General features: G+C 60.2%; 7 protein-coding genes. 2 read left to right on the top strand and 5 right to left on the bottom strand.

The annotated features are described in order from the left end of the window. Window positions 1-33 precede the first annotated feature (33 nt). Together SH664x_RS11945 and SH664x_RS11940 are read left to right on the top strand one after the other, a co-directional pair. The gene (locus SH664x_RS11945) at window positions 34-1,419 is read left to right on the top strand and encodes a sensor histidine kinase (RefSeq protein ID WP_437201190.1); all 1,386 of its coding nucleotides are present in this window, start codon (window positions 34-36) and stop codon (window positions 1,417-1,419) included. Window positions 1,420-1,804: 385 nt separating this feature from the next. Next, the gene (locus SH664x_RS11940) at window positions 1,805-2,920 is read left to right on the top strand and encodes a D-TA family PLP-dependent enzyme (protein WP_437201188.1); all 1,116 of its coding nucleotides are present in this window, start codon (window positions 1,805-1,807) and stop codon (window positions 2,918-2,920) included. A gap of 167 nt (window positions 2,921-3,087) precedes the next feature. Here the strand turns inward: SH664x_RS11940 and SH664x_RS11935 are convergent, their stop codons facing one another. The 5 genes from SH664x_RS11935 to SH664x_RS11915 form a co-directional block, all read right to left on the bottom strand. Then, complete coding sequence (locus SH664x_RS11935) at window positions 3,088-4,257, bottom strand: class I SAM-dependent methyltransferase (protein WP_437201186.1); 1,170 nt, start codon at window positions 4,255-4,257, stop codon at window positions 3,088-3,090. Window positions 4,258-4,413: 156 nt separating this feature from the next. After that, complete coding sequence (locus tag SH664x_RS11930; protein ID WP_437201184.1) at window positions 4,414-6,399, bottom strand: DUF1592 domain-containing protein; 1,986 nt, start codon at window positions 6,397-6,399, stop codon at window positions 4,414-4,416. Window positions 6,400-6,532: 133 nt separating this feature from the next. Further along, window positions 6,533-7,933 carry a DUF1552 domain-containing protein gene (locus tag SH664x_RS11925; RefSeq protein WP_437201183.1) on the bottom strand — a complete coding sequence of 467 codons (1,401 nt, stop codon included), beginning with the start codon at window positions 7,931-7,933 and terminating at the stop codon, window positions 6,533-6,535. A gap of 288 nt (window positions 7,934-8,221) precedes the next feature. Continuing rightward, window positions 8,222-9,964, bottom strand: a complete 1,743-nt coding sequence (locus SH664x_RS11920; protein WP_437201182.1) for an FMN-binding protein — start codon at window positions 9,962-9,964, stop codon at window positions 8,222-8,224. Window positions 9,965-9,967: 3 nt separating this feature from the next. After that, window positions 9,968-12,247, bottom strand: a complete 2,280-nt coding sequence (locus SH664x_RS11915) for an FAD-dependent oxidoreductase (RefSeq protein ID WP_437201180.1) — start codon at window positions 12,245-12,247, stop codon at window positions 9,968-9,970. Between the last annotated feature and the right edge of the window lie 231 nt (window positions 12,248-12,478).

Raw genomic sequence — 12,478 nt, 5'->3', positions numbered from 1 at the left:
GCAAGCGGCGCGGCGTCCGCTACAATCCGGTTGATGAATGCCCTTGCTGCGATCCTGCGGACCCTGCTGACGTCCCCCGACCTGTCCGGTTACGACCCGATGGTGCTGCGCTCGGATGCCGACTGGCAGTTCGCAGTGGAACGGATCACACTGCGAATCCGCTGGTTCGGCTTGATGGTCGGCTATCTGCTGGTCAATTTTTTCAGCCCCAGCGAGCATCGTCCGTATCTCAATGCCATCCTGACACTGGGCGCGCTCTATGCGCTGTTTGATCTGGTCTGGCACTGGCGGGGCGAAGTCTTTCTCAGCGATGTGCCGCTTCTGACTTCGCTGATGGAAGCCATCTTTATCGGCGCGCTCTGCTTCTTCGATCGCGGACTCGACAGCTCCTTCCGGTACTACTACTTCCTGTCGCTGCTCGTTTGTGCGATCCGGTATTCGCCGACGGTGACGTACTCCACCTTTGCGCTCCATGCCGCCAGCTATTCGATTCTGGCGGTCATTCAGCGGGTGAAGACACGCGACGAAGCGGAGACCCTGATCCTGATGCTGGTCTTCATGGGATGGGTCACCTGGGCCAGCACCGCCCTGACGCTGCTGCTGCGGCAAACTGGGCAGAAGCTCTCGCGTCTCAACCAGGAACTGGAAGGTCGGATCGAACGTCGCACGCGGGCGCTCCAGCAGTCACAAGCCTTGCTGGTGCAGCATGAAAAGCAGGCGGCTTTCGGACTCCTGGCCGCCGGGATCGCGCACGAGGTGGGGAATCCGCTCGCGGCGATCAGCTCGCTGGTGCAACTGATGAACCGTAAGAAGCTCGACCCGCAAATGCACGAGCGACTCGGGCTGATCGATGAACAGCTGTTGCGCATTCAGCGAACGTTGCGGGAGCTGATCGAATTTTCACGTCCCAGCAACAGCGCCACGTCCCGCTTCGATGTGCACGATGTCATCCGCAACGCTCTGGAAATTGCGAAGTACTACAAGCGGAAAAAAGGGAAGACGATTGTCACCAACTTCATGGACCACCCTCCCACGGTGACCGCCATCCGTGACCAGATTCTGCAGGTCTTTCTGAACCTGATTCTGAACGCGATGGATGCCACCGAAGAAGGAGGTGTGATCGAGATTTCGACAGAACGGCGGGCGGACTGGCTGCACGTTATCGTCCGCGATAACGGTCACGGAATTCCTGAAGAAGATCAGCAGAGCCTGTTCGCTCCCTACTTCACCAAGAAGGCGACGGGGACAGGACTGGGATTGTTCGTTTGTCGAAATATCGTCGGGGCGGCGCGGGGAACGATTCAGCTGACCCGCTCTGTCCCCGGCGAAACGGTTTTCGAGGTGCTGCTTCCCTGCGAGCCCCCCGTGACGGTCAGCGTCGCGGAATCGTCTTCGGGTTCGCCGGCACTCCCCGCCTGAGGCGGTGGGCCTCCGTGAGGCTGATTTGAGACGCCGCGGCCTGTTCTCCCAAGGGTTTCCACTCGGCCAATAGCGATGAAGAAAAAACATCTCGCTTTCTGCTTTTCTGCCACTTGAACCCGGCCGACGGGCGCCTATATCTATTCATTGCCGCTGCCGTGTTAGCCCGCACTGGCAGCGAAGCCATCAGCCGCCGGAATCAGCCCGTTCCGGCGGCTCTCTTTTTGCGCGGACAGTCCGGTCAATTGTCGAACGGCAAAACACTCGCAATCATGTCTCCGGTTACGGGAGTCCGGCTCGACGGCTCCCGGCAGAGCGTCTCGATCTCCGCGAGTGAATCCCCTCCGGAGCTGCTTTTGTCTCAGCTGACCGGAAGTCTCTTTGCATGTCCGACCTCCCCCAGATTGCCACCTCCGAAGCTATTCACAGCCCCGGGCTGGTGTTGTTCCGTGATCGCGTGCAACACAACATCAGTGCCATGATCGCTCTGGCTGGCCGGCCTGATCGACTTCGGCCCCACTGCAAGACCCACAAGATGTCGGCCATTGTCTCCCTGCTGCTGCAGGCGGGGGTCACCCGCCATAAAGCCGCTACGATCGCGGAAGCCGAGATGCTGGCAATGGCCGGAGTCCAGGACATTGTTCTCGCCTACAATCTCGTCGGCCCGAACATCGAACGGGCAGTCCGTTTTCGGCAGGTCTACCCCGACGTCGATTTGACAGTCACGGCCGACGATGTGACGGTCGCTTCGCAGTTGGGGAACGCGATGGCGGCGGCTGGACTGACAATCGGAGTCCTGCTCGATCTGAATCCCGGGCTGAATCGCACCGGACGATTGATCAATGAGGAAGCCGCGGCGATGTATCGGGCACTCGCGGAGACTCCCGGACTGGTGCCAGCCGGTTTTCACCTTTACGACGGCCACCGGACACAGATTGCGCCCGAGGAACGACGGGCAGCCATTCGGGAATCGTGGGATGCGGTGGTGGCCTTGCGTCAGCAACTCCTCAAGTCGGGGCTGCCGGTCGATCGCGTTCTCTGTGGAGGCAGCCCGACATTCCCGCTTTATGCGGAACTGAATGAGCCGTTCATCGAACTCTGTCCGGGAACGGTGGTCTTGCATGACAGCGGTTACAGTGCCTATGGAGATCTCTCTCCGTTTCAGCCCGCAGCCATGATCCTCACACGGGTCATCAGTCGACCGGCTGAAAACATCGTGACCTTCGACGTCGGCACCAAGTCTGTGGCCTCGGATCCCCCGCTGGGAAATCGCCTGTATTTTCCCGCCCTTCCTGACTCAAAGCAGATCCGGCACAACGAAGAACATCTGGTCGTCGAGTCCCCCGCTGCTTCCCGTTTTCGTCCGGGAGACTGGACGTTGGCGATTCCCCGACATGTCTGTCCGACGATCGCGCTCCATCGCTTCGCAACGATCATCGAGAATGGCCAGATCGTGGACGAATGGCTGGTCACCGCTCGTGATCGCAAGCTAACGATCTGAAAGCCGCCTCCTGACCGTCTGGTGTTTCGGAGAAAATGAGAGCGGGTTGCTCTGCCGAGTCTCCGCGCAGCAGACGTTTCGTGTGCTGACAGGTTCGCCTTTTCGGGGTGGGAACGAGGCCGGAGCTTGACGGCTCGTCCCCTGCCCCTGTTGCTGTCGAGAGCTGATCAGGGCGGCTGAGTGCGAGGACCGCGCCTCCTCGCGAGCACTTTGAGATAGGGGGGAAAGTAGAGAGCCCGATGCGCGGCACTGTTCTCGGGAGCCCAGGCATCCGCGCGCAGCGGCTCTTGCAGATCTTCGATGACGAATCCACTGCGGCAGAGTTCCCCCAGCAGGGTGTCGAGCGAATGGACGTGCTCGATCATCTCTCCTTCCCGTTGGGGCAGCCCGAGACGATGAGTCGGTTGCAGCGTTCCTCCGGATACCGCACTCGTGGCGACAGAATATCCGGCGGCTGAGTTCCATTCTCCCGCCTGCAGAGAAGCGGGGGACTTATGCTGCGAAAGATACAATCCCCCCGGCTTGAGGGCGCGGGCCACCTCAACGTACATCGGCGCCAGCTCTTGAACGTAACAGGTGCTCACCGGCTGCAGCACCAGATCGAACGTCTGCGTCGGCAGGCACGAAAGGTCACGCAGGTCTCCCCGGCAGGTTTGCAGACTGAGGCCGTATCGACCGGCGATCTGCTCGTCGATTTCTAAGAGCTCTGCGCTGAAGTCGACCACGGTCACTCTTGCTCCGGCCTGTGCGTAGAGCGGCGCGTGAGTTCCCCCACCCGCAGCCAGACAGAGCATTTCCATCCCCTGCAGCGGGATCCCCTGCAGCCACGGGTCGAGAGCTGTCAGCAACAGATCCTCGGGAAGCGGCCGCCAAGGCTCCACCTGTGCAAATCGCGGATCACGTGCGCGACGGCCCCACGCTTCACGATTGATGTCAGCGTCTGCGGAGTTCGTCGGTCGACGTAACGGTAATGTCAGGACAAGCTGTTGCAGCGACGGTGCAGATGCCTGGGCCAATCGCCGACGGACCGCATCCAGCGGGGCATAGCAGAAATTCTGCAGTTGCACACGAGGTGAAACAGGCTCGTGCAACCCGGTCCAGCGGGCATCCCGGGTTCTGATCAGAAACTCTCCGAACCAGGCGCCATAGCAGGCGACGATCGATTCGATGTCGCCCGCGTCCCCCTGCAGCCGTTCCCGATCAAGGATCCGGTCGACGACTTCAACACTCTCTCCCGACAACGACACGCCATGTCGATCGCGGGCGTGAAACCCGGCCGCTTCGGCCAGTTGAGCCAATTGTTGAACAACGGTGGAGTCAACCGGAGAGAAAGTCATCTGCAAACAGTCTGCGGACCAGCGCCGTCCAATCACCTCCCCTTTTCGTGAGGAAGGCGAATTGTCCGGCTGCGGTTTGGGATGGTTGAAATCGCGAATCCCTTCCCCTGCTGCCCGGTATTCCGTCTGACAGGGGACTGGAAAGAGCAACCTGATTCAGTAGTCAGGATTTCTACGATAGCGGAAGGGATAACTCTTCACGATTGTCACCACGATTTCACCAAAGCGGCCCTCTTCCCGTTGCGCCACCGACACGGCGTCGCGCACGACGCATTCATCTTCCGGCTGCAGGCTGCGCCCGAGTGCATAGATCAGGAGATTCTGAACGAGCGTCCGCTGAAACGCCTCCTCCCGGTCGAGCAGCAGGTCCTTCAGTTCCTCGGGACCGGCAATCTTGCGGCCATCGGGCATTTCTCCGCCGGCATCAATTGGCTGCCCCGCTTCCTCGGTTCTCCAGCGGCCGACCGCATCATAATTTTCGAGGCTGAAGCCCATCGGATCGATGCGGGCGTGGCAGCTGGCGCATTCCGCATTTTGCCGATGCAGCTCCAGGCGTTCGCGCAAGGTGAGCGGTTTGTCTCCCGCGGCAGGCTCGCTGAGTTCCGGCACATCGGGAGGTGGGGGAGGTGGGGCATCGCCGAGAATCCGTCCGGCGATGTAGTTGCCCCGCCGGGGAATATTCGTTCGACCCGGATCAGACTGCGCCATCAGGACCGCAGCCGACGTCAGGACTCCTCCCCGGCGTCGGTCTGGCAGTGAGACGCGCTGCAGCTGGTTTCCCGCGACTTTCGGAACTCCGTACCACTTTGCCAGGGGTTCGTTGAGGAATGTGTAATCCGCATCGATGAGTTCACGGATCGGGCGATTCTGCTGCACGATCTCAGAGAGCTGCGCCTGCACCTCTCCCAGAACCGCATCACGGACTGCCTGACTGAATTCGGGAAACTCCTTGTCGTCGGGAACGTGCGTCGCCAGACGGCGCAGCTCCAGCCATTGCCCGAAGAAATTGTCGACCAGTCCCCGGCTGCGGGGATCCGCCAGCATGCGACGGGTCTGCTCTTCGAGCGTCGACAATTCACCGAGCTTTCCTTCAGCGGCCAGCTTCAGCAGAGTGTCATCCGGTGGTCGCGACCAGAGGAAGTAGCTGAGCCGCGAAGCGAGCTCATAATCATCGACCGGGTACGGCTCATTCTGATCGGGATGGACTGCTTCCAGCCGAACGAGGAAGCGGGGGGAAACGAGTACGGCGGTGATCAGATGCTCCAGCGCCTGATCCTGCGTCTCTCCGTGTTGAATCGCGACATCGTAGACGGTCAGCAGCCGGTCGAGGTACTCGCGCTCGATTGGTCGACGAAATGCCCGGGTTGCGAAACTCGAAATGACGCTTTCCGCTGTGGCTCGGGGTGCGGAGTCGACCGGGAGGCCAACCCGCAACGCCGGTGCCCATTCCGTACCGCCGCTTCCATCCGTATTGAGGAGTGCCTTCGCGACCTGCTGCGCTGCACGGTGATACTGTTCCACCTGCACGGGGGAGAGCATCAGCGTTTCGCCGATGCAGTCAAATCCATAACTGCTGGGATCGGGAGAAAAGCCCACTGTGGGATCAATGTCGAGGCCTGTCAGATCGCGGATCGTATTGCGGTATTCCACATTATTCAGTCGACGAAACGGCGGGGGCCCGGGATCCTGCACGGTCGAGCAGTCGATGCTGTCGAACAGCTGCGTCAGGAAATCGATGAGATGCTGCCGATCCTCTTCTTTGAGATCCGATTCGTCGGGTGGCGGCATGGAACCGTTGCGAAGCATCTCACGAGCTTTCTCCCAGGTCTGCCGATGGGTCAGCATCAGGCGCGGATTGACGTCCTGAGCCAGATTGATTCCACCTTCGGTCTGATTGGCATCATGGCAGCGCAGGCAGTTCTTTCTCACCAGCGCTGCGATATTCCGGTCCCAGGAGAGCGGGTCGAGATGCTTTCCCTGCTGGGCCGGCAGGGTGCCTGGCGAGAGGCTGCCGATCAAACCCCAGAGCATCAACAGCAGCAATGTGCGATCAGGAGCGGGTTTCAAAAGGAGTTGCAAGTTCTTTCTCAGCATCGGGAGGGCCAGTAAGGTGCTGCTGAATTCGATAACAGTTTCCAGCATCGAGCGACGCCCACGTATTGCGTTCTTGAGCGTTACGGCAAGCCGGGCCAGGTTGCTCCGCTCTCTTCGATGAGGCGACCGACACCCGGATCGATGGAAGTCTTACAGTGCGGCCGGCAGACTGTGACTGGCTTCAGCTCCCCAGATTTCCCAGGAGTCCGGTACTGTCACCAAAGGAGGTTTGAGGAACTCCGACCTTCTGCAGCATCTCCAGATAGAGATTGCAGATGGGAGTCTTTTTGTCGTAGGCCAGATGACGTCCCCCCTGGACCGCGCCCCCTGCTCCCCCCGCGACGATCACAGGCAGATTGTCGTGGTTGTGCCGGTTGCCGTCACTGATCCCCGATCCGTAGCAGAAGATCACGTTGTCGAGCAGGGTCCCCTCCCCTTCGCGAATCCCCGCCATCCGCTGCAGCATCCGTGAAAACAGTTCCATGTGATGCGTGTTGATCTTCGAAAGCAGCTCCAGCTTGTCTGCTTTGGAGCCATGATGGGAGGTCGAGTGATGTCCAGCACGAACGCCGATTTCCGGATAGGATCGTCCTGATTTTTCGATTGAGAACATGAAGCTGGCGACGCGCGTCGTGTCTGTCTGAAACGCCAACGTCAGAATATCGAGCATCAGATTGACGTGCTCAGAGTAGAGTGACGGGATCCCGTGACCGTCCGGCAGGACGAGACGAGGAAGTGTCGGATCGTCCGCAGTTGCCAGTGGATCATCGGCAAACGAATCCTGATGATGCGAGTGCTGATCGCGGCTGGCAAATGCGACCCGGCGTTCGATGCTGCGGACACCGTCGAGGTATTCCTCCATCTTGCGGCGGTCGTCATAACCCAGCTTTCGCTGCAGCGCCCGGGCATCTTCCTGCACCAGGTCCAGAACGCTGGCCTCCACGGGATTAGTGGGTGCGGCTGCTGACTGTTCGGGGGCATCCCAGTTGGGCTGCTTCAAAGGTCGACCACGAAACAGTCGGTCGTAGAGCTGCTTGGGATTCAGTTCCAGCGCTGCCGGCGTCGTTTTACTGCGCCAGGAGATATGGGTCATGTACGTGCCGCTGTAGCCATGATCACCCCGGTAGCCGACATCGATTCCCAGGGCGAGCGAATCGACCGGGGTTTTCAATCCCAGTTCACGGGCCGCCAGCTGATCCACAGAGATCCCGCCAACCTCAGGAACCTCGGAGTGCTTGCATTTTTGTCCGACAAGATAGCCCCCGCCTGCCGGCTCATGCCCCGCCGCTTTCGACTCACAGTGCTCCGCAGCCAGATCGCTGAGGACCAGGACCCGGTCCTTCACCGGTTCGAGCGGTTGCAGCGTGCGGGGGAGTTCGGACAAGGCCCCAGTCTCTTTCGGTTTCCAGTCCGCCATGTTCACGCCGTTGGGGACATAAAAGAATCCCATGCGAACGGGAGGCCCGGCCATTTCTTTGCCCCAGGCCAGGGGGGCGGACATCGCTTCCAGCCAGGGGAGCGCGACAGCTGCGCCAACACCACGTAACAGCGTGCGACGGGAAATGCGGACTGATTTCACCATAGCCGTCGATCCTGATTGTCTGAAGGCAGGGGGATGACCTTTGTCGTGCGAGAGGCCGCACGAAATTCTTATAGGCGAGTCGTCTTGAGGCAGGTGGTGCGAGGTCGGGGTTCCCACCGGGGCGCGGATTCAATGTTTCGCGTTGGGTTCGGTGAACCGTCTCAAACTATCATCGATGCAGAGATCCATTGCAATTCCAGCCGAAGCGGCGAGCTGACAGTCTTCAGCTGGCTGTCACCTCACAACTCTGTCGGGCAACATCATGCATTCTCTGTTGCGGATCATATATTATCCGGGAAAATTCCAGAAACAACAGTAAAGTGCCAGAACAAGCAGACCGGCTGCCACGCCGTCTCCCGTCGTCAGTTCCCCACTGCGGGAGTGCCGACGCAGGTAGCCCAGGACGGCACCCGTCGGGCAGCCGTACTGGCAGTATCCCATCGGCAGGAACAGCGAGAGCAGAAGCCCGGTGAGCGCCACTGCTGTTGTCGCAACACCTGCGGTGCGGACGAGATACGCATCAAACGGTTCGATGTCGACGAGGCTGATCGACCAACCCAGTAGCGGCGTTGCAACAACGATGGCAAGCAGTAACGGTCGCAGGCCGTGCAGAATCGTGATCAGCCAGCGCGGGCGGTGCTGGAGTTTCCATCGGCGCGGCAGTAACTGCTGGGCAGCACCATGCGGGCAGATGTGATCGCAATAGATGTTCACTCCCGAAACGATCGGCAGCGCCACCGCCGCTGCTGCCAGGCAGACCAGTCCCAGGGCGTTTGTCCAGGGGATGCCATTGCGTGCCCAGCCGACAAACATCGCCATCGAGAGCAGGTCGCCGTTGATGAACCCCATGACGCCGATCAGGGCCACCTGGTAAATCCGACGAAGGACTGTGAACTGTCGCCAACGGGTCAGCCCCAGCAATAGCCCCAGTGCAAGAAACGTGAGAGTCGTCGCCACCCGCCAGCGCATCACCCGATGCCGGCTCTGCTCCTGAATCTGCCGGGCCTGTCGATCGGTCACGGTTCGGGCTGCCAGCAACAACCCCTCCGCAATGGTCTGGCTGCTCATTGTCGCGCCGGAGACACCTTCGACCTCGCCCGGGTTCAAGGGCTTCTTGGCAAGTTCCTCAATCGTCAATCCCCGGAACAGACGGGAGAAGTACTTGTCGTCGCGGACCGAGTCGATGTAAGGGCTGTTTTCGAAACTCTCCTTGACGATCAGTCCCCGGATTTCTCCCGCGAGTGTCGTCCCCAGAAAGGCCCTTGTCGGCCCCTGATAGCCGACGAAATTATCCGCCGCGGGAGAGTTCGAAAGCAGATACCCCAGCGCTTCGCCCTGAACATCTTCGACCAGCCAGAGCTCCGGCGTATAGGGGACACGTTGCAGTCTCGCAGCCTCAGGAAAGATGCGCTGGGCGTCGCCAACGGTGTACTCTTCCGGAAACTTCAGTGATCCTCCCTGATGCCCCAAACGGGATTGAATTCCCTGCAGGATGGCGAGGCTGGTCAACGTCGCCCCAGTGACCGCGTCCACGTGCGTGGCGGCGGCTTCCTCCGCCGTTCGCCCATTGAGTGCCTGTAAAAACTTCGGATCCTGGCGGATCTGTCCGACATGTTCGCGCGTGTCACCGCTCGACAGAATCGCCAGACCGACAATCTTTCCGGCGACATCGAAGCCGAGCAGCAGATTGGTCGGTCCGGAAAAGCCGAGGAATTTTTCCGCTTCCGGGAAGGTCTGCAGGACCGAGCCGAGCAGCTGATCGCCCGCGCGGACGACCCGTCCTCCCTGCGCATCGGCCTCGCCCAGCGCTGTGGCCGTCGGAAACAATGCCTGGACGTCGCTCAGGGAAACGGCATCCAAGCCGGCAGCCCGCTGATTCTGCAGCATCCTCTGCTGTTGCCAGGCCATCATCAGCAGAATGAGCGCCAACAGGCCGACCCGTCCGCAATGCACCAGCGCTCCCCGGACTGATCCGCCGGAGCGGAACAGCCGAGCGAACGCGGGGCGCTCCTGGTCAGACGTCCGGCTCAATCGTCAGTTCTGCGTGAGGATCTGAATCGCATCGGCGTGGGCCATTCCCTGAGCTTTCTCGGTTCCGATCTTCACGGTGACGAAATCGCCCGCCTGAACGGAATAGCTTCCCAGCGGACTGAAAATCTCAGCCGCATCGAGCGGACGGGACATGTCGACCCGAACTGTGGTCGGCTTCCCGGCGACGGTGACAATGACGGGAACGGACTTTCCCCGATTCGGGTGCGGGACATAAGCCAGACCGATTTTTACGGTCTGTGTCTTGTCGGCCGTCCATTCAAATGTCGCGACGGCGCCGCTGTCCGATCGGGCGTAGACATAGTCGTTTCCGACGAATGGCTTCAGTCCTTCTCCCGTTTTCCATTCTCCCGTGAGTTTGGCCTGACGGTTATCGATCACGATACCGGGCAACTTCCGCGAATCGAGTCCACGCGGTGGGCCGGAACTGGTCGCCAGCTCCTGCGCATCGGCCGGAATGGTGACTTTGTCGTTCACAGTCGGGCGATAGGCTTTGCCGGGCAGCTTCAGCAGCTCTTCCATCTCCGGCCAGTAACGAGTGTAGATTTCGCGCGGCTCACAGCTGTAGATCTTGCAAAGGCTGGCTGCTTTACCGACGACTTCCCCCATCATGCCGCAGGTCTTCATCACCCGGACGGTTCCGAGGGCCTCGTGCGTCACACTGATGCAGCGGCCCGCCATGAACAGATTAGGGACGTTGCGGGAATAGAAGCAGCGGTAGGGAACCGGATAACCAAACTCGCGGTCGATCCGGCGATCGAACTGGGCGACGGAGATGAACGGATTTTCCGGGTATTTCACCGCGTACTGCTGTTTGGGATAGTGCAAATCGATCGACCAGGTGCTGGGAACGCAGCCATCTGGAAAATCGCGTTTGGTGACAACATCTTCCTGCGTCAGGATGACGTCACCCAGCAGGCGACGCGATTCGCGGGGACCGCCGATGTAGGCGATCCAGGTGAGGACCGCTTTTTTGTGGTCGGCGGCACCGTCGCGATTCTTCATCGCGTTAAACGCTCCATAGACTGCGCGGAGATTCCAGTCCCGAATCCCCTCAGCATCTCCGAGCGGATCCTTGTCGAAGCCGCTTTCCCAGAACCACTCGCCGTGATGATTTTTCGGGTACGGGAAATCGTCCATGGAAAGATCGAGTGCCCATGGGGTCTCAGGAAACGGAACGTCCTGATCGACTTCGTCCCAGGCCCACATGTTGCTCATTCCCATGCGCCCCTTTTCGCTCATGTCGAAATCGGCCTGGGCGAGCGCACCGAGCATGCCGTGGCCGGTCGCATCGCAGTAAAGGGTTCCCGTGAATTTCACTTCACCGCCGGTGCGGGTGTCGTGCGCGTAGACGGCGGCAATCCGCCCCTGATCAAGGTCGACCCGATGGGCATGGTGATTCAGGAAGAGGTCGATATTCTTCTCCGCCCGCACCACTTCTTCTTTGAGTTCATCTCCGAACTCTTCCGCAGCCCCGGGGGACTTGCTGGCTTTGTCCGCGAACTCCTCCACAATCTCGCCAATCCGCGGATATTTTCCACGTCGAATCAGTCCCTGAGCCCAGACCCGGACTTCACTCGACCCATTTCCCCCCAGCACGGGACGATCCTGGATCAGTGCCACCTTGCAGCCCATGCGGGCTCCGGAAATGGCGGCACCCAGGCCGGAATAACCGCCACCGACCACAATCAGATCGTATCCGGAACGGATGGACGGCTCTTCGGGAAGTCGCAGCTGAGTACGTCGCCAACTGGACAGAGCTGCGTCATTGGGAGGTGAGGTCGATTCTGTGGTGAGCACGATGGCATCACAGCGTCCTTCGAACCCGGTCAGGTCGTGCAGTTCCAGCCTGGTTTTCCCGGCGGGGAGGTCGATTGAACCACCCGCTTGCCAGTGCCAGTCGGCGCCTTCGGTACCAAATGTTGTCGGAAGTGGCTTCCCGTCCACGCGAAGTTGAAACTTCCCGGGGCTTCCCTCGGCCTTCCAGCGGGCGACCCAATCCTTTGTCCGGACGAAGACCCGATAAGTTCCGGCGCTGGGAACGTCGATTTCCGTGGTGGCATCCTCCACAGGCTTCCCGAGCCCATGTGCGAGGAGATACGGGGAGCCAATGGTATTGATAAACTGGGTGTCGAGAGACCAGCCTCCGGGATGCGAAAAGCTTTCCGCCTCTACCAGAATGGTTTCGGCTTGAACGCTGGCCGACGCCAGCAGCCCCCATAACAGACACGCAGTCCCAGTCTGACGCAAAATCGTTCGCAGCATTTTCGATTCTCGATTCAGGTTCGTTCGGTGACGCGTCTCCTATCCTTGAAGATGCGTCATTCGGATCGGTCGGTGCGCACGCCGCACTGAATCACGACTTTTCCCCATCGTCGTGAATGAGTGTCCGAATTCCAAGCCAGTCGGCAGGGTTCGGCGCCGGGGAGCCAGGGGAATCGTCCGACCCCTCGCGCAGAATGACCGTCGAAAAGGACTACCCCCGAGTGTCGTGTC

It is taken from the genome of Planctomicrobium aquicomposti (assembly GCF_051466325.1).
Taxonomy (GTDB): domain Bacteria; phylum Planctomycetota; class Planctomycetia; order Planctomycetales; family Planctomycetaceae; genus Planctomicrobium.
Note: the sequence above shows the minus strand (reverse complement) of the source record. Positions and strands in the feature narration are given on the sequence as shown.

What these genes read in the sequence shown, in the direction of transcription:
- SH664x_RS11925 (WP_437201183.1), bottom strand. Translation starts at nt 7,933, where the DNA reads ATGGTGAAATCAGTCCGCATTTCCCGTCGCACGCTGTTACGTGGTGTT.
- SH664x_RS11915 (WP_437201180.1), bottom strand. Translation starts at nt 12,247, where the DNA reads ATGCTGCGAACGATTTTGCGTCAGACTGGGACTGCGTGTCTGTTATGG.
- SH664x_RS11935 (WP_437201186.1), bottom strand. Translation starts at nt 4,257, where the DNA reads ATGACTTTCTCTCCGGTTGACTCCACCGTTGTTCAACAATTGGCTCAA.
- SH664x_RS11940 (WP_437201188.1), top strand. Translation starts at nt 1,805, where the DNA reads ATGTCCGACCTCCCCCAGATTGCCACCTCCGAAGCTATTCACAGCCCC.
- SH664x_RS11945 (WP_437201190.1), top strand. Translation starts at nt 34, where the DNA reads ATGAATGCCCTTGCTGCGATCCTGCGGACCCTGCTGACGTCCCCCGAC.
- SH664x_RS11930 (WP_437201184.1), bottom strand. Translation starts at nt 6,399, where the DNA reads ATGCTGGAAACTGTTATCGAATTCAGCAGCACCTTACTGGCCCTCCCG.